The sequence below is a fragment of the Tabrizicola sp. genome, assembly GCF_041913445.1.
In the GTDB taxonomy this organism is placed as follows: Bacteria; Pseudomonadota; Alphaproteobacteria; order Rhodobacterales; family Rhodobacteraceae; genus Tabrizicola.
This window is the reverse complement of the sequence record NZ_JAYSFG010000028.1, coordinates 1-15,197: the sequence shown is the minus strand read 5'-3', so window position 1 is coordinate 15,197 and position 15,197 is coordinate 1. Positions and strand designations below refer to the sequence as shown.

General features: G+C 66.1%; 20 protein-coding genes. 9 read left to right on the top strand and 11 right to left on the bottom strand.

The window, feature by feature from the left end; genetic code table 11:
- Positions 1–4: 4 nt before the first annotated feature.
- Positions 5–499 carry a flavin reductase family protein gene (locus ACE3Q6_RS20240; RefSeq protein WP_374436468.1) on the bottom strand — a complete coding sequence of 165 codons (495 nt, stop codon included), beginning with the start codon at positions 497–499 and terminating at the stop codon, positions 5–7.
- A 9-nt stretch (positions 500–508) separates the two neighbouring features.
- Positions 509–1,585 (bottom strand): LLM class flavin-dependent oxidoreductase, encoded by a 1,077-nt coding sequence (locus ACE3Q6_RS20235; protein WP_374436501.1) that lies wholly within the window; start codon positions 1,583–1,585, stop codon positions 509–511.
- A 129-nt stretch (positions 1,586–1,714) separates the two neighbouring features.
- On the opposite strand from ACE3Q6_RS20235, the gene ACE3Q6_RS20230 reads away from it, so the two are divergent.
- On the top strand, positions 1,715–2,269 hold the full coding sequence (locus ACE3Q6_RS20230) for a winged helix DNA-binding protein (protein ID WP_374436467.1): 555 nt from the start codon (positions 1,715–1,717) through the stop codon (positions 2,267–2,269).
- Here the strand turns inward: ACE3Q6_RS20230 and speB are convergent.
- Together speB and ACE3Q6_RS20220 are read right to left on the bottom strand one after the other, a co-directional pair.
- Positions 2,266–3,240, bottom strand: a complete 975-nt coding sequence (gene speB, locus ACE3Q6_RS20225; RefSeq protein WP_374436466.1) for an agmatinase — start codon at positions 3,238–3,240, stop codon at positions 2,266–2,268. The genes ACE3Q6_RS20230 and speB overlap by 4 nt on opposite strands.
- A gap of 126 nt (positions 3,241–3,366) precedes the next feature.
- Positions 3,367–4,656 (bottom strand): C13 family peptidase, encoded by a 1,290-nt coding sequence (locus ACE3Q6_RS20220; protein ID WP_374436463.1) that lies wholly within the window; start codon positions 4,654–4,656, stop codon positions 3,367–3,369.
- A gap of 196 nt (positions 4,657–4,852) precedes the next feature.
- Here ACE3Q6_RS20220 and ACE3Q6_RS20215 point away from each other — a divergent pair, with 196 nt between their 5' ends.
- Positions 4,853–7,351 (top strand): FAD-dependent oxidoreductase, encoded by a 2,499-nt coding sequence (locus ACE3Q6_RS20215; protein WP_374436460.1) that lies wholly within the window; start codon positions 4,853–4,855, stop codon positions 7,349–7,351.
- Positions 7,352–7,423: 72 nt separating this feature from the next.
- On the opposite strand, the gene ACE3Q6_RS20210 is transcribed toward ACE3Q6_RS20215, so the two are convergent.
- Positions 7,424–7,726: an Mpo1-like protein gene (locus ACE3Q6_RS20210; RefSeq protein WP_374436459.1), complete on the bottom strand. Its 303-nt coding sequence runs from the start codon at positions 7,724–7,726 to the stop codon at positions 7,424–7,426.
- Between the two features lie 162 nt (positions 7,727–7,888).
- On the opposite strand from ACE3Q6_RS20210, the gene ACE3Q6_RS20205 reads away from it, so the two are divergent.
- Positions 7,889–8,197 (top strand): hypothetical protein, encoded by a 309-nt coding sequence (locus tag ACE3Q6_RS20205; RefSeq protein ID WP_374436457.1) that lies wholly within the window; start codon positions 7,889–7,891, stop codon positions 8,195–8,197.
- Here the strand turns inward: ACE3Q6_RS20205 and ACE3Q6_RS20200 are convergent.
- Positions 8,194–8,523: an ArsR/SmtB family transcription factor gene (locus ACE3Q6_RS20200; protein ID WP_374436455.1), complete on the bottom strand. Its 330-nt coding sequence runs from the start codon at positions 8,521–8,523 to the stop codon at positions 8,194–8,196. The genes ACE3Q6_RS20205 and ACE3Q6_RS20200 overlap by 4 nt on opposite strands.
- 193 nt (positions 8,524–8,716) lie before the next feature.
- On the opposite strand from ACE3Q6_RS20200, the gene ACE3Q6_RS20195 reads away from it, so the two are divergent.
- From ACE3Q6_RS20195 to ACE3Q6_RS20175, 5 genes are all read left to right on the top strand, one after another.
- Positions 8,717–9,040 carry an AtpZ/AtpI family protein gene (locus ACE3Q6_RS20195; RefSeq protein ID WP_374436453.1) on the top strand — a complete coding sequence of 108 codons (324 nt, stop codon included), beginning with the start codon at positions 8,717–8,719 and terminating at the stop codon, positions 9,038–9,040.
- Positions 9,041–9,042: 2 nt separating this feature from the next.
- Entirely contained in the window at positions 9,043–9,798 is a 756-nt protein-coding gene (locus ACE3Q6_RS20190) for a F0F1 ATP synthase subunit A (RefSeq protein WP_374436450.1), read from the top strand.
- A gap of 41 nt (positions 9,799–9,839) precedes the next feature.
- Positions 9,840–10,076, top strand: coding sequence for a F0F1 ATP synthase subunit C (locus ACE3Q6_RS20185; protein ID WP_135448301.1), 237 nt, complete (start codon positions 9,840–9,842; stop codon positions 10,074–10,076).
- A gap of 68 nt (positions 10,077–10,144) precedes the next feature.
- Positions 10,145–10,669 carry a F0F1 ATP synthase subunit B' gene (locus ACE3Q6_RS20180; protein WP_374436448.1) on the top strand — a complete coding sequence of 175 codons (525 nt, stop codon included), beginning with the start codon at positions 10,145–10,147 and terminating at the stop codon, positions 10,667–10,669.
- A gap of 4 nt (positions 10,670–10,673) precedes the next feature.
- On the top strand, positions 10,674–11,228 hold the full coding sequence (locus tag ACE3Q6_RS20175; protein ID WP_374436446.1) for a F0F1 ATP synthase subunit B: 555 nt from the start codon (positions 10,674–10,676) through the stop codon (positions 11,226–11,228).
- Between the two features lie 137 nt (positions 11,229–11,365).
- Here ACE3Q6_RS20175 and ACE3Q6_RS20170 read toward each other — a convergent pair whose 3' ends face one another.
- The 5 genes from ACE3Q6_RS20170 to dgcA form a co-directional block, all read right to left on the bottom strand.
- The gene (locus ACE3Q6_RS20170; protein ID WP_374436444.1) at positions 11,366–11,665 is read right to left on the bottom strand and encodes an AzlD family protein; all 300 of its coding nucleotides are present in this window, start codon (positions 11,663–11,665) and stop codon (positions 11,366–11,368) included.
- Positions 11,662–12,381, bottom strand: coding sequence for an AzlC family ABC transporter permease (locus ACE3Q6_RS20165; protein WP_374436442.1), 720 nt, complete (start codon positions 12,379–12,381; stop codon positions 11,662–11,664). The genes ACE3Q6_RS20170 and ACE3Q6_RS20165 overlap by 4 nt, the downstream gene beginning before the upstream one ends.
- A 67-nt stretch (positions 12,382–12,448) precedes the next feature.
- Positions 12,449–12,901 carry a YaiI/YqxD family protein gene (locus tag ACE3Q6_RS20160; RefSeq protein ID WP_374436440.1) on the bottom strand — a complete coding sequence of 151 codons (453 nt, stop codon included), beginning with the start codon at positions 12,899–12,901 and terminating at the stop codon, positions 12,449–12,451.
- A gap of 103 nt (positions 12,902–13,004) precedes the next feature.
- Positions 13,005–13,868, bottom strand: coding sequence for a D-amino-acid transaminase (locus ACE3Q6_RS20155; protein WP_374436438.1), 864 nt, complete (start codon positions 13,866–13,868; stop codon positions 13,005–13,007).
- 3 nt (positions 13,869–13,871) lie between these two features.
- The gene (gene dgcA / locus ACE3Q6_RS20150) at positions 13,872–14,834 is read right to left on the bottom strand and encodes an N-acetyl-D-Glu racemase DgcA (protein ID WP_374436435.1); all 963 of its coding nucleotides are present in this window, start codon (positions 14,832–14,834) and stop codon (positions 13,872–13,874) included.
- A gap of 142 nt (positions 14,835–14,976) precedes the next feature.
- Between dgcA and ACE3Q6_RS20145 the strand changes: the two genes are divergently transcribed.
- Positions 14,977–15,197 (top strand): aldolase/citrate lyase family protein (locus tag ACE3Q6_RS20145; protein WP_374436432.1); only part of this gene is annotated, 221 nt, incomplete at its 3' end.

Sequence of the window (15,197 nt, the reverse complement as noted above, 5' to 3'; positions counted from 1 at the left end):
ACCTCTACTCTGCCAACTCCCGGTATCCGCCGTTCCAGTAGACCAGCGCCCCGGCGCCGGGATTGGTGCGGATCGCCCGCACCCGCCCGATCAGGATCGTATGCGTCGCCCGGTCGATCATCTCTTCGACCGTGCAGTCGAAGGCCGCCGCCGCGCCCTTCAGAAGCCGCGCGCCGGTGACCGCGGTTTCCCACTCGGCCCCCTCATACCGCGCCGCCCCCTTCACGCCGCCGAAGCCCGAGAAGCGTTCCGCCACCGCCTGATGCGCCGCCCCCAAGGAGGACCAGCCGAACCGGCCATACTTCACCAGAAGCGGATGGGCCGAGGCGGTCCGGTTCACGCAGGCGAGCAGCAAGGGCGGGTCCGCCGAAAGCGAAATGGCCGAAGTCACGACAAGGCCCGAGGCATCCTCGCCATCGCCCACGGTCAGCACGCTGCAATTGCCCACGAAGGCCCGCATCGCGTCGCGGAATTCCTTGCCCGTCGGTTCTTCGGCCATCTGCTTTCCCTACCTGATCCCGGCCGCCGCCAGCTTCGGCAGCACCGTGTCGCGGAAATAGGGGAACTCCTCGACATAGTCGACGAAGGACAGCGTCGTTCCCGCAAAGCCCGCGGCATGAAGCTTCAGGATACCCTCGGCCACCTGGTCCGGCGTGCCGATCAAGGGGAAGCCCCCGTGGCCCAGCGCGAAGAGGTGCTTGATCTGCGCCAGAAGGTCATGCGGGAAGCTGTGGGCATGGGCGAACTGCAACCGGACAAGGTTGTCCACCGCATCCGTGTCGGCATTCTGCACCGCCGTGTAATCGGCATAGGCCTTGGCTTCGGCCTCGGTCGGGCGGCAGATGACGTGGCTGAAGGTCAGCACGTTGACCTCCCGACCCTTGGCCTTGGCCTGCGCCTTCAGCTCGGCAATCTCGGCCTTCGAACGGTCAAGGTCGATGGCCGGGGTGAACAGGAAATTCGCGTTGTCCGTGGCAAAACCGCGCCCCTGGGGCGAGCCTGCCGCGTTGATGATCGGGACCGAGCCACGGACCGGCTTCGGGTCACCCTTCACCCGCTTGGCCTTGAAGTAGGTCCCGTCCCAGTCAAAATGCTCGTCCGAGGTCCAGAGCCGCCGCACCAGGTCGAACCACTCCTGCGCATAGGCATAGCGGGTCTCGTGGTCGTCGGGCAGCGTCAGCCCCAGCGCCTCGTATTCCGGCTTGTTCCAGCCCGCCACGATGTTCAGCCCGGCGCGACCGTGGCCGATCTGGTCGATGGTCGCCATCTGCTTGGCCACCACGACGGGGTGGTTCGCTGCCGTGTGGATCGTGGCGAAGACCGCGATGTTCTTCGTCGCGGCCAGCAGCCCCGCGGCCCAGGTCATCGTCTCCAGCACGCCACCGTGGAAATCCGTCTCGCCGCCGTAACCGATCCAGCGCGCAATCGGCAGCATGAAGTCGATCCCGGCCTCGTCCAGCATCTGCGCGAGCTTCAGGTTGTTGTCCCAGCTGTTGACCCAGCGCTCCGGCGCCTTCGTCGGGGTCATCCCCGAGGAACAGTTGGTCGAGAAAGTGCCCAAGCGAAAACGATCGCCCGAGAGCATCGGGTGTTGCGGCATGTCAGTCTTCCCTGTTGCAGTTTTAGTGATATTTTATGTTTGAAACTCTATCGTAAAATCCATTTGCGTCAACGGTTCCGTGCGGCCATGTTCGGCCTTGGAAGGGGGCCAGCCATGTCCAGGAAAGCGAAGGAAAATCCGATGGATGTTCCGCCAAGGGGCCTTGATTGGCACTGGCACCTGGCTGAAGGCCCGGTCGAGGTCGACACGACCGAGCTGGAATTCGCGCTGATGCGCACCTTCGAGGGATTCGGCCGCTGGCAGTCGGAATGCCTCGCCTCGGTCTGCGACCTTGCCGCGACGGGGCCGGAGAATGCGCTACTGCACATCATCCGGATGAACGACCGGCCCAAGACGATCAAGGACCTCGCCCGGCTGACAAACCGCGACGACGTGCCGAACATCCAGTATTCCCTGCGCAAGCTGATCGGCGCGGGCCTGATCCTTCGCAAGGGGGCCGGTCGGTCCGGCGTGACCTACGAGGTGACGGACGAAGGTCGCCGCGTCACCGACGACTACGGCGCCGTGCGGCGGCGGCTGCTGATCCAGGCGGTCGCGGGCGTCCCCGGTTTTTCAGACCGCCTGGCCGAGGCGACGCGGACGCTGAACCTTCTCTCCGGCATCTACGAAGAGATCTCCCGCGTCGCGGCCACCCACCGCAGGGGTTAGAAGGTCAGCCCGGAAAAGCGCGACGGGTTCTGCGGCACACCCGGCAGGACGCAGAGCATCTCGTAGAGGTAATTCGCCGCGATCAGCGCGGTGTTTCCCGACGGGTCGTAGGGCGGCGAAACCTCGACCAGATCGCAGCCCACAAGGTTCAGCCCCGCGCAGCCCCGGATGATCTCCAGCCCCTGCCAGGTCGACAGCCCCCCGGGCTCTACCGTCCCAGTCCCCGGCGCGAAGGCCGAATCCAGGCTGTCGATGTCATAGGTCAGGTAGACGGGCGCGTCGCCGATCCGGTCGCGGATGATCTTCATCAGAGGCGTCAGCGACTTGTGCCAGCACTCCTCGGCCTGCACCACCGTCCAGCCCTTGTCGCGGCCCCAGTTGAAATCATCCGCCGCATAGCCCGTGGCCCGCAGCCCGATCTGGAAAACCTTGTCGTTTTGCAGGCAGCCATCCTCCCAGGACCGGCGGAAGGGGCAGCCATGGGCGACCGTCTCGCCGAACATGGTGTCGTTTATGTCGGCATGGGCATCGACATGGATCAAGGCCACCGGCCCGTGCTTTTCCTTGATCGCGCGCAGGATCGGCCAAGTGAGCGTATGGTCCCCGCCTAGCGTCAGGGGGATCACGCCGTCCGCCAGCACCTCGCGGTAATGCGCGGTGATGATGTCGACGGTCTTCTTCAGGTCAAAGGTGTTGATCGCCACATCGCCCAGGTCCGCGACCTGCAGATGCTCGAAGGGCGCGGCCCCCGTGGCCATGTTGTAGGGCCGGATCATCCGGCTTTCGTCCCGGATCTGGCGCGGCCCAAGCCGGGTGCCGGGGCGATTGGAGGTCCCGTGATCCATCGGAATCCCGATGAAGGCCGCATCCAGCCCCTTCGCGCTGGTCGCCGCAGGCAGGCGCATCATGGTCGCGGGTCCGCCGAACCGCGGCATCTCGTTGCCGCCGAGGGGTTGGTTGAAACGGGTCATTTGTGGCGCTCCTGCTGGTCGGGGCCAGCCTTGCGCAGAACCGCCGCGACGGCAAGGGACCCGCCGCCCGGACCTTCGCCTTGGGCGCAAGCGCCAGTCGCGAAACGGGTGCGGCCAAAGCCCCCGTCAGCGCGCAAGCACCCGGTCGAGCACCGGGCCGATCAACGCCCCTTCGCTGATCTGCGGCAGGCTCGGCGTCAGATCGTCCGCCAGTTCCTTCCGCGTCACATCCTCGACCGCCACGGGAAAGGCCTTGCGCGGGTCGGGCTCGGCCCGCAGCGCCTTGTGGAAGAAGGATTCCCCGAACTCCGTCCACTCTGCCCCATCGCGGCAGCCGAAGGACGTCCGGTCGCCCCGCGCCGCCGTGATCACCAGCCGGTCCGGCGCTTCGATGTCGTCGATGAACGACCCCGAATGGCAGGCGGAGACGACGATCACCGCCGGACCGATCCCGCTGTCGTCCAGCATCGCCTTGAACTCCGCCGCCGTCAGGTCCTTGGTCCCCGCCTCGTAGAAATCCAGTGAAAAGAGGTCCTCCTTCCCGTGCGAGGTCAGGAACAGGAACGCGAGGTCCTCCGCCCCCTGCCGCGCCCCGATCTCCTTCAGCGCGCGGGCCAGGTTCGCGCGGTTCGCCATCGGATAGCGCGTCGGGTGGTCATGGCTGTTGGCCAGCTTCAGCGTGCGCGGACCCGACCCATACTGCGCATCCAGGATCGCCGAGACGCTTTCCACCTCGGTCAGGAAGACCGATTGATCCTCGGTCCCGCCCAAGGCCAGCGCGAAGACGTCGGTCTGGCCCGGCACCTGCGGCACCAGAGCTGCCACCTGCTCTCCCATCAGCCGGTCCTGCGCGGCATAAAGCCCCTCGACGTCGACCACGGTGTAGGTGTCGGACATGGCCACCTGCGGAAAGACGTACAGCTCCTCCACGCTGAACCAGCGCAGCGCCACCTCCTTCGTCCCCAGGAACACCACCGCCATCACCAGCCCCGCACGCAGCCACTGCCGCAGCGGAGCGCGCAGCAGCCAGACCAGAAGCGCGATCTGCACCAGGTGCGACAGGCCCCGCATCGCCTCGACCCGCGCCGTTGTCTCGAACAGTTGCGGCGCCTCGCGATACAGCGTCCACATCGTCAGGTTCACCAGCGCCACCAGCAGGAACAAAGCCGTGACCATCCGCGCCAAGAGGTCCATCCGCCCGACCAGCGCCAGCCCGATGACCAGCCCCGCCACAACCACCGCGCTTTGTGCCACGGCCAGCTGCACACCCCAGAGCGACAGCTCGCCCCCTGGCCCAAAGGCCATCACCTGAGCGGCATATTCCGCCAGCCAGGAGACAACGATCGCCGCCAGTGCGACCAGCGCGGGTCGGGCCGGGGATATCGGTGAAGTTGTAAACGATTCTGCCTTTTCCATGCGGCCTGTTGAAATCCAAGAAACGGGCAAGACTGCGGCAAAGCGGTGAAAACCCTTGCCCGCCGCGCAAACCCTGCCCCACGTTCTTGTGCATGACCGACAGCATGTCGTTTTCGGACCTCAAAGGTCGCGTAACTTTGCCCGCTTTCCCCCGGCTCTGGCAGATAGGGGCAAATCTTTTGCGGGAGTCCCTTCCATGAAAACCCACGTCAAGGCCCTCGTCGTCGGCGGCGGCGCCGTCGGTACCGGCATCGCCTACCACCTGGCGAAGGCCGGATGGGACACCATGCTGGTCGAGCGTGACGAGCTGACCGCCGGCTCCACCTGGCACGCTGCGGGCCTTCTGCCGCTCTTCAACATGAGCTACGCGACGACCCACATCCACAAGTACTCGGTCGACTTCTACAAGGGGCTCGAGGCGGAAACCGGCCTCAACCCCGGCTTCTACGTCGTCGGCAACCTGCGGATGGCGCAGCACCAGCAGCGGATGGACGAGTACATGCTCTACTCCTCCGTGGCTGAGACCGCCGGGGTCTACCACGAATTCCTGACGCCCAAGGAAATCAAGGACCGCTGGCCGCTGGTGCGGACCGAGGACCTGATCGGCGCGCTCTATCACCCGCAGGACGGCTACATCAACCCGGCCGACGTGACCCAGGCCATGGCGAAGGGTGCCCGCCAGCTGGGTGCAACCATCGAGCGCAAGATCCAGGTCGACGGCTACCGCTGGACCGGGTCGGAATGGATCGTCTCCTGCACCCGTCTGGAAGAAAAAGGCGGGATGCTCGTCGCCACCGAGGACAAGTTCGACATCACCGCCGAACACGTCGTCACCGCCACCGGCAACCATGCCCAGCGCACGGCGAAACTCCTCGGCATCAAGACCCCCGCCGTCGTCGTCGAGCACCAGTACATCGTGACCGAGCCCGACCCGGCCCTTGTCGAATGGCGCAAGACCAACCCGCAGCACCCGGTCCTCCGCGACGCCGACGCCAAGTGGTACGTGCGTGAGGAACGCGGCGGCTGGATCCTCGGCCCCTACGAAAAAGGCGCGCCCGCGCGCTTCCAGTACGGCGTCCCCGACAGCTTCCGCGCCGACCTCTTCCCGCTGGATCTTGAGCGGATCGAGCAGGAATACATGTCCTTCATCCACCGCATCCCGTCGTCCGAGACCGTGGGCCTCAAGGACGATTACAACGGCCCGATCTGCTACACCCCCGACGGCAACCCGCTGGTCGGCCCCGCCCCGGGCCTGCGCAACATGTGGCTGGCGGAAGGCTTCTCCTTCGGCATCACCGCCGCGGGCGGCACGGGTTACTACCTTGCGCAACTCATGACGCAAGGCGAGGCCGAGATCGACATGGCCTCCCTCGACCCCAAGCGCTTCGGCGGCTGGATGACCACGGAATACGCCTCGCGCAAGAACGAGGAGTGCTACGACCACGTCTTCATCCTGCACCACCCGGATGAAGAGCGCGAAGCCTGCCGCCCCCTGCGCACCGCGCCGGCCTATGACCGGCAGAAGGAAATGGGCGCACAGTTCGGCCAGGTGAACGGCTGGGAACGCCCGAACTACTATGGCCCGAAGGACGCCCCCGCCGACTTCGACCACAACGGCCGCAGCTTCCGCCGTGGCACCTGGTGGCCCTATGCGAAAGCGGAAGCGGAAGCCGTCCGCAACACCGTTGGCATCATCGACGCCTCGGCCTTCACCAAGCACCTCGTGCGCGGGCCGGGAGCGACGGCCTTCCTCGACCACTTCACCTGCAACAAGTTGCCGAACGTGGGCCGGATCAACCTGACCTATGCGCTGACCGACCACGGCACCACGCGGACCGAATACACCATCGTCCGGCTGAAGCAGGACGAGTACTACCTGATCTCCGCCGGGGCCTGGACGGCCTATGACTATGATTTCCTGCAGAAATGCGCGGATGACTGGATGGCGGAAGGCAAGGGCCATATCGACATCCACGACGTGACCACCCAGTGGGGCGTCTACGCTCTGGCCGGCCCGAACGCCCGCGCCCTGCTGAAGGACATCGTCAAGGACGCCGACCCCGACACGGTTCTGGGCAACAAGCGCTTCCCCTGGCTCAGTTACCGCGACATCGAACTGGGCATGTGCCCCGTCCGCGCCGTCCGCGTGGCCTATACCGGCGAGCTTGGCTGGGAACTCCACTACCCGATCGAGTTCGGCCGCTACCTCTGGGACCTGATCTGGTCGGTAGGCGAGAAGCACGGGTTGAAAGGCGTCGGAGCCCGCGCGCAGAACTGGCTGCGTCAGGAGAAATCCTACCGCGCCTTTGGTTCCGAACTCGGCCGCGACGCGACGCCCTTGGAAGCCGCACTTGACCGCTTCGTGGACCTGTCGAAGGACTTCCGCGGCAAGCAGAAGATGCTCGACACCGGCATCCGCGCGAAATGCGTCACGCTTCTGATCGACGGGCCGTCGGACACCGATCCGTGGGGCAAGGAGGCGATCATCCATGACGGTATCAAGGTCGGACGCCTGACCTCGGGCGGCTATTCGGTGGCCTTCGGAAAGCAGATCGGCATGGGCTATGTCCCCGCCGCGCTGGCAGAGCCGGGGCAGAAGCTGAAGGTCAAGATCCAGCTCAAGGAATGGGACGCCGTCGTCACCGAGGACAGCCCCTTCGACCCGACGAACGCCCGCATCCGCATCGACGGCTAACCGATTTCTTCGAAGAAATCGTATCGGAGCCTTCAAAGGCTCCGGTCCGAAATCTTCGAAGATTTCGGCGCCTCAGGCCCGCCCGGTGACCTTCTTCCACCACCAGCGGGTGCCCACGAACAGGAACCGCCAGTCCTTCAGGAACTCTGGCGGTTTCCCCTCGAAGGCGTGGCCCACGAACTGCAGCACCCAGCCCAGCACGAACAGTCCCGCCGCCCATTGCCACAGCCCGCTGACGAAAACCGACAGCAGGCCCAGAGCGATGGACACCACGATCATCGGTATCCCGAACGTATGGGTCAGCCGGTTCCAGCGGTTCTGGTGGCTGGTCGCATAGTCCGCGATCCACTCATCCCAGCTTTTGCCTTTCAGCATCATTGCCTCCCGTTGCGGCCCCCGCCGCCGCGACAGGTTAAGGCGGGCCCCGGTCGCCCGGCAACGCCCGCGCGCGTGCTTCCGCTGATAACCTTGCGTCAAACCGGGCGGGCTTGAACCAAAGGCCGGGGATCGCCATTTCCTGTCCTTACGGAGGGGCCCATGACGCCGCGCGAGCGCAGGTTTCAACGACAGTTCGACGCGCTGGGGCGCCTGGTCCCGCCGCTGCGCGGGCCGATGTCCACCCTGCGGCGCCACAGCTGGTTCCCGATCCGCTTTCCCGTGGCGCTACTGTTGATCGCGGGGGGCTTTTTCTCCTTCCTGCCAGTCCTTGGCATCTGGATGCTGCCCTTGGGCCTCCTCCTTCTGGCCGTCGACCTGCCGATCCTGCGCGGCCCGATTTCCGCCTTCGTGATCCGCGCCAGAAGGAAAGCCCGCCTCCTCGCCCATCGCTGGAAGCGCAAGCACTAGTCCTCCTCGGACAACTCCTGCTCCAGGAAGCGCTCGAAAGCATCGAGGTCCAAGGGGTCGACCTGCCCGAAGGCCCGCATCCAGACCGAGGCCTCGCGCATCGCCTCGGGCTCCAGCTTGCACCAGATCACCCGGCCCCGCTTCTCGCGGCTGATCAGCCCCGCCTCTGCCAGCACCGCGAGGTGCTTGGAGATGGCTGCCAGGCTCATGTCGAAGGGCTCGGCCACATCGGTGACCGCCATGTCGTCCTCCAGCAGCATGGCAAGGATCGCCCGCCGTGTCGGGTCGGCCAGCGCGGCAAAGACGGCATCCAGTCGGTCGGTCATGGCAGGACTATTTCCCGGCCCCCCGCAATCGTCAACCGCGGGGTTGAATATGGAAAAGCCCCGAAGCCATCCGGATCGGCCCTGCGGCATCCAGCAAAGCATAGTCTTTTCAATCCCTTGCCGCCCGATCTGCCTGCTTGACTCCTTCTCCCCCACTCCGTAGAACCGCCCCGACCGTGAAAGGACCTGTCCGATGGCGTCCGAACCCGATCCAGACCGGCTGAAGGCTCTCGAAGAGAAGCTGCAGAAGGTCAAGGGAAAGGCGCCGCCGCCGCAGACCAACACGGCCAAGGGTTTCTCGCAGGGCGAGGTGGCCTGGAGGATGGTGATCGAGCTGGCGACCGGCATCATGCTGGGGTCCGCCATCGGTTACGGGCTTGACGTGCTGTTCGGCACACTGCCGGTCTTCCTGGTGATCTTCTCGCTCTTCGGCTTCGCCGCCGGCATCCGGACGATGCTGGGCACGGCGAGGGAACTGGGACGAAAGGCCGAAAAGGCCGACAAGGAAGGGAACTGACGATGGCGACGGAAGAACACGGCAGCGGGCTGCAGATCCACCCGATGGATCAGTTCGTGGTCAAGCCGCTGTTCGGCGACGGCCCGGTCGAGTGGTATACCCCCACCAACGTCACCCTCTGGATGGGCATCGCCGTCCTTGCGATGATCGCGCTTCTGGTCCTGTCGACCCGTCGTCGGGCCATCGTCCCCTCGCGCGGGCAGTCGGTCGCGGAACTGTTCTACGGCTTCATCCACAAGATGGTCGAGGACGTCGCCGGCCACGAAGCGCTGAAGTTCTTCCCCTACATCATGACGCTCTTCATGTTCGTCTTCCTGTCGAACATCCTCGGCCTGATCCCGATGTCCTTCACCACCACCTCGCACATCGCCGTCACGGCGGTCCTTGCGCTCCTGGTGTTCCTGACCGTCACGCTGGTCGGCTTCTACCGCAAGGGCATCGGCTTCCTGTCGATGTTCTGGGTCTCGTCGGCGCCCCTCGCGCTGCGCCCGATCCTCGCGGTGATCGAGCTCATCTCCTACTTCGTGCGGCCCCTTTCGCACTCCATCCGTCTTGGCGGCAACCTGATGGCCGGCCACGCCGTGATCAAGGTCTTCGCGGGCTTTGCCGGTGCGATGGGCGTCGCCTCCGTGGTCCCGATCGCCGCCATCGTCGCGATCTACGGGCTTGAGGTGCTGGTCGCCTCGGTCCAGGCCTACGTCTTCACCATTCTGACCTGCGTGTACCTGCGCGACGCCGTCGGCGAAGCCCACCACTAAGGTCCGGACAACCAACCCCCAGCATTCCAAAGGAGAATATCATGGAAGGCGAACTCGCGCTCCTCGGCAAGTACATCGGTGCCGGTCTGGCCACCATCGGTCTCGGCGGCGCCGGCATCGGCGTGGGCCACATCGCTGGCAACTTCCTCGCCGGCGCTCTGCGGAACCCCTCCGCCGCTCCGGGCCAGATGGCCAACCTCTTCGTCGGCATCGCCTTCGCGGAAGCTCTCGGGATCTTCTCGTTCCTGATCGCTCTCCTGCTGATGTTCGCCGTCTGATCCTTTTGGGCTGACATCCGGGCCGGGCATCCGTCCGGCCCAGGTTCCAAAAGTTCAGGAGAGGCCACATGGCAACCGAAGCAACTGCCGAGGCGGGAAAGGCTTTGGGCATGCCCCAGCTCGACTTCTCGACCTGGCCGAACCAGATCTTCTGGCTTCTGGTCACGCTGGTCGTGATCTACTTCGTGCTGTCGAAGATCGCCCTGCCGCGCATCGGCGCGGTGCTGGCGGATCGGAAAAGCACGATCACCAATGATCTTGCCGCAGCCGAAGAGCTGAAGCAGAAGGCCGTCGCCGCCGAAAAGGCCTACAACGACGCCTTGGCCAACGCCCGGACCGAGGCGGCCAAGATCGTCGCCCAGGCCAAGGCCGAGATCCAGAAGGACCTCGACGCCGCCACCGCCCGGGCCGACGCCGAAATCGCTGCCAAGGCGGCGGAATCGGAAAAGACCATCGCCGCGATCCGCGACGGTGCCGCAGCCGCGGTTGCCGAAGTGGCCAAGGACGTGGCGGGCGAACTGGTTGCGGCCCTGGGTGGCAAGGCCGATGCGGCCACCGTCACCGCGGCTGTCTCCGCTCGGCTGAAAGGGTAAGGCGATGAAGAAGCTTTCCATTCTCCTCGCCCTCTCCGCCTCGCCCGCAATGGCGGCAACGGGTCCGTTCTTTTCGCTGCAGAACACGAACTTCGTGGTTCTGATCGGCTTCCTCTGCTTCGTCGGCCTTCTGGTCTACCTGAAGGTTCCGGCGAAACTTCTGGGCATGCTCGACGCCCGCGCGGCGACGATCAAGGCCGAACTCGACGAGGCCCGCGCCCTGCGCGAGGAAGCCAAGTCGATCCTTGCGACCTACGAACGCCGCCAGAAGGAAGTCCAGGAACAGGCCGACCGCATCGTCGCGCAAGCGAAGGACGAGGCACTTGCCGCGGCCGCCCAGGCGAAAGAGGACCTCAAGGCCTCGATCGCCCGCCGTCTGGCCTCGGCCACCGAACAGATCGCCTCGGCCGAAGCCGCCGCGATCCGCCAGGTGCGCGAACAGGCCGTCTCGGTGGCCGTTGCCGCTGCGGGTGAGGTCCTGTCCAAGCAGATGACCGCCGACGCGGCCTCGGCCTCGATCGATGAGGCCATCGCCCAGGTCGAAGCCCGGCTGCACTAGGCTACCAAGGTCAAGAACTGCAAACCGGCGGTCCCGCAAGGGCCGCCGGTTTTGCTTTGTCGGGTGACCTCCCAGTTGGGCGCCTCCCCTCCCCCTCCGTGGGGAGGGGATGGGGGTGGGGGGCTCGCTCATGATCCTCAAACCCCCGCCCAACGCAGCGCGGCCACCACGACGACGCCAAGCAACGCCGCCGCCACATCGCTCCGCAACACGAGCGTCAGCCCCACGACGGACGCCAGCGCCAGCCCTTCGGCCAACCCGCCCGCCTGCACCGCCAGCGCCGTGATCCCCGCCATGACCGCCAAGGGCGTCGCCCGCAGCGCGGCCTCAACCCGGGGCGACACGGGCACGAACCGCATCAGGGTGAACCCTGCCACCCGACACAGGAAGGCCGCCGACGCCATCACCGCCAGCAGGACTGGAAAGCTCTCGGTCATCGATGCACCAAAGCCGCCACCGCGGCCCCCGCCAGCCCCGCCGCGATGATCGCCGGGGCCGGGCCGAACAGATGCGCCATCAGCAACGCCGTCCCCGCGCCCACCGCCACCGGCAGCAGGTCCGCCCTGACCTTCACCATCGCCGTCACCATCCCCGCGGCAAAGCAGGCGAGCATCAGGTCGAACCCCAAGGCCTCCGGCCGCGGCAGCACAGAAACCGCCCCCGCCCCTAACGCCGTCCCCGCCAGCCACCCAAGCGTGATCGGCGCACCCGTCCCGGCCAGGTATGCCCGATCCGCCTCACCCTCCCGGATCCTGCGCATCGTCAGCAGCCAGTTGGCATCGCCGAGGAGAAGGAGGCTCCCATAGGCCCGCAGCGGCCCCGCCGACCAGAGCCAGGGCTGCAGCGCCGCGCCAAACAGAAGATACCGCGCATTGATCACCAGGATCGTGGCAAACAGCGCCCAAAGTGTCGCCTCGCCGGTCTGCAGCAGGTTCACCGCCGCCAACTGCGCCGAGCCGGAATAGATCGCCGCGCTGGTCGCCACCGCCTTGCCCACGCCAAACCCGGCCTGCGCCGCCACCAGCCCGAACCCCACCCCATAGGCGAAGATGCTGACCGCCAGCGGCACCCCATCCCGCGCCCCGCGCCGGAACCCGTCCAAGGAAAACAGCGCGCGGCTCACCGCCCCGTAGGGTGCGCATTCATGGCGCACCACCCCTGCCGACCACCCCGCACCACCGCATCGCCATCGTAGGCCTTGCTACAGCGCACCGTCCGCATCAACCACCCCGCGCCGCCGCCCGCAGCACCCGGTCCAGCACATCCAGAAACCGGCTCCGGTCCGCCTTGGAAAACATCTTCCCGCCCCCCTGCCGGAACGGATCGGCCGAGCGCAGATCCTGCATCAGATCCCGCGTCGCCAGAGCCATGCCGACATTGGCCGCCGTCAGCTCCTCGCCGTTGTGCTTGACCACCCGAGCCCCCGCCGCCACGCATTTCGCGGCGAGCGGAATGTCCCCGGTCACGACCACATCCCCCGGCCCGCAAGCCTCGGCAATGTACTTGTCCGCCTCGTCCGGCCCCTGGCCCACGAAGACGCTCTCTACCAACGGGTTCGCTGAGGGCCGTATGCCCCCATTCGACACCACCACCATCCGCACCTTGTGCCGGGTGGCGACCGTCTCCGCCTCGCCCTTCACCGGGCAGGCATCGGCATCGATATAGAGCGTCATGCGGCCCCCGGACACGCGCGGACAGAAGTTAAGAAACCCCTAACAGAAAATCGCAAGCCCTTGATCCCGAAGGAAACGCCGCGATTGTCCACCGTGGACACTTTCAGATCGCCGCCTTCCGCATCTCGTCCAGATAGATCTCCCGCAGCCGCGTCGCGACCGGTCCCGGCTTGCCCGATCCCACCGGCTTCCCATCCACCTCGACCACCGGCATCACGAAGATCGAGGCAGCCGTCGAGAAAGCCTCATCCGCCCCCTGAGCCTCCGCCGGAGTGAACGCCCGCTCCTCCACCTCGAACTGAGCCTCCGCCGCGAACCGCAGCACCGCCGCCCGGGTGATCCCGTGCAGGATGTCGTTCCCCAGGGCCCGGGTGATGATCCGGTTCCCCTTCACGATGTAGGCGTTGTTCGAGGTCCCCTCGGTCACCGCCCCGTCCTCGTCGGTGAACCAGCTGTCATCCACCCCCGCCTTCTTCGCCGCCATCTTCCCCATCGAGGGGTAGAGGAGCTGCACCGTCTTGATGTCGACCCGCGACCACCGCAGGTCCGGGATCGTGATGACCTTGAACCCGACCTTCGCCGCCGGAGCATCCGCCAGGTTCGGGATGTTCTGAGTGAAGGCCACGATGGTCCCCGTCACGTCAGCCGCCGGAAACATGAAACTCCGGTCCCCCGGATTGCCCCGCGTGACCTGCAGGTAGATCATCCCTTGATCGATACCGTTCAGGCGGACCAGCTCGCGATGCATCGCCAGCAGCTCCTCGGACGAGACCGGGCAGGTCATCTCCAGCTCCTTCAGCGACCGCTCCAGCCGCCGGATGTGGCCGTCGAAGTCGATCAGCTTGCCGTCCAAAACCGAGGTCACCTCATAGACCCCGTCGGCCATCAGGAACCCCCGGTCGAAGATCGACACCTTCGCCTCGCCCTCGGGCAGGTAGTCGCCATTCACATAGACGGTGCGGGTCATTCTCTATCCCCAAAGCTGCGGCAGGGCCGGGTGGATGTGACGGTCGTCGTAGACAACCGGATGGTCGCGGTCCTGCGCCATGTCGGCGGGGCCGTCAAGGTCCGACCAGTCCGCCCCCTGCGCGACCAGGATCGCCGGGGCCATCGACAGCGAGGTCGAGATCATGCAGCCGACCATCACTTTCAGCCCCAACCGCCGCGCCTCATCCCGCGCCTTGAGGGCCTCGGTCAGACCGCCGGTCTTGTCGAGCTTCAAGTTGACCACGTCGTACTTGCCGATCAGCCCGGGCAAGGAGGCCGCATCGTGGGCGCTTTCATCCGCACAGACGGGCAGCGGGCGGGCGATCTCGGCCAGCATCTCGTCGGCCCCCTGCGGCAGGGGTTGCTCCACCATCTCCACCCCCAGCCGGATCAGGTGCGGGGCAAGGTCGGTGTAGACCTCGGGCGTCCAGCCTTCGTTCGCGTCGACGATCAGGCGGACCTTTGGGGCACCAGCGCGGACCGCCTCGATACGCGGCATGTCGGCGGGGGTGCCGAGCTTGACCTTCAGGACCGCCCGGTGGGCATTGCGCGCCGCCGCCTCCCGCATCTTCTCGGGCGTGTCCAGCGACAGGGTAAAGGCGATCTCCACTGGCTTCGGCTGTGCCAGTCCGGCCAACTGCCAGACCGGCCGACCCGAGGCCTTCGCCTCCAGATCCCACAGCGCGCAGTCCACCGCGTTCCGCACCGCGCCGGGTTTCATCACCGTCTGCAGGGCGGCCCGCGTGATCCCCTCCGGCAGCGCCTGGATCGCCGCCACCGCCTCCTCCACCGTCTCGCCATAGCGCGGATAGGGCAGCCCCTCACCCCAGCCGTGGTGGCCGTCGCGGGTGATGGTGCAGGTCACCACCCTCGCCTCGGTCTTCGACCCGCGCGAGATGGTGAAGGGGTTGCGAAGCGGGAAGGTCTCGGCCTTGGCGGTGATCATGGGCGGGACTTTAGGAGCCCGTCGCAGGATTGGAAAGTCGGCTGTCTTGCTGCGTCAGCAAAACGAATGTTGCACTGCAGCGCGCAACATTATAACCATGATGACGAACCCAACGTAATATCCTTTCCCACAGGACTTCCCGATGAGCTTCCGCCTGCAACCCCCTGCCCCCGCCCGCCCGAACCGCTGCCAGCTATTTGGCCCCGGCTCGCGGCCTGAACTCTTCGCCAAGATGGCGGCAAGCGCGGCGGATGTGATCAACTTGGACCTCGAGGATTCGGTCGCACCTGCGGACAAGCCGCAGGCGCGGGCGAACATCATCAAGGCGATTTCCGAGGTTGACTGGGGCCGCAAGACGCTGTC

Coding starts and splice junctions, on each gene's coding strand:
- dgcA (WP_374436435.1), bottom strand. CDS start 14,834: ATGATCACCGCCAAGGCCGAGACCTTCCCGCTTCGCAACCCCTTCACC.
- ACE3Q6_RS20240 (WP_374436468.1), bottom strand. CDS start 499: ATGGCCGAAGAACCGACGGGCAAGGAATTCCGCGACGCGATGCGGGCC.
- ACE3Q6_RS20195 (WP_374436453.1), top strand. CDS start 8,717: ATGGCGTCCGAACCCGATCCAGACCGGCTGAAGGCTCTCGAAGAGAAG.
- ACE3Q6_RS20185 (WP_135448301.1), top strand. CDS start 9,840: ATGGAAGGCGAACTCGCGCTCCTCGGCAAGTACATCGGTGCCGGTCTG.
- ACE3Q6_RS20235 (WP_374436501.1), bottom strand. CDS start 1,585: ATGCTCTCGGGCGATCGTTTTCGCTTGGGCACTTTCTCGACCAACTGT.
- ACE3Q6_RS20215 (WP_374436460.1), top strand. CDS start 4,853: ATGAAAACCCACGTCAAGGCCCTCGTCGTCGGCGGCGGCGCCGTCGGT.
- ACE3Q6_RS20175 (WP_374436446.1), top strand. CDS start 10,674: ATGAAGAAGCTTTCCATTCTCCTCGCCCTCTCCGCCTCGCCCGCAATG.
- ACE3Q6_RS20180 (WP_374436448.1), top strand. CDS start 10,145: ATGGCAACCGAAGCAACTGCCGAGGCGGGAAAGGCTTTGGGCATGCCC.
- ACE3Q6_RS20190 (WP_374436450.1), top strand. CDS start 9,043: ATGGCGACGGAAGAACACGGCAGCGGGCTGCAGATCCACCCGATGGAT.
- ACE3Q6_RS20170 (WP_374436444.1), bottom strand. CDS start 11,665: ATGACCGAGAGCTTTCCAGTCCTGCTGGCGGTGATGGCGTCGGCGGCC.
- ACE3Q6_RS20210 (WP_374436459.1), bottom strand. CDS start 7,726: ATGCTGAAAGGCAAAAGCTGGGATGAGTGGATCGCGGACTATGCGACC.
- ACE3Q6_RS20205 (WP_374436457.1), top strand. CDS start 7,889: ATGACGCCGCGCGAGCGCAGGTTTCAACGACAGTTCGACGCGCTGGGG.
- ACE3Q6_RS20200 (WP_374436455.1), bottom strand. CDS start 8,523: ATGACCGACCGACTGGATGCCGTCTTTGCCGCGCTGGCCGACCCGACA.
- ACE3Q6_RS20230 (WP_374436467.1), top strand. CDS start 1,715: ATGTCCAGGAAAGCGAAGGAAAATCCGATGGATGTTCCGCCAAGGGGC.
- ACE3Q6_RS20220 (WP_374436463.1), bottom strand. CDS start 4,656: ATGGAAAAGGCAGAATCGTTTACAACTTCACCGATATCCCCGGCCCGA.
- ACE3Q6_RS20160 (WP_374436440.1), bottom strand. CDS start 12,901: ATGACGCTCTATATCGATGCCGATGCCTGCCCGGTGAAGGGCGAGGCG.
- ACE3Q6_RS20155 (WP_374436438.1), bottom strand. CDS start 13,868: ATGACCCGCACCGTCTATGTGAATGGCGACTACCTGCCCGAGGGCGAG.
- speB (WP_374436466.1), bottom strand. CDS start 3,240: ATGACCCGTTTCAACCAACCCCTCGGCGGCAACGAGATGCCGCGGTTC.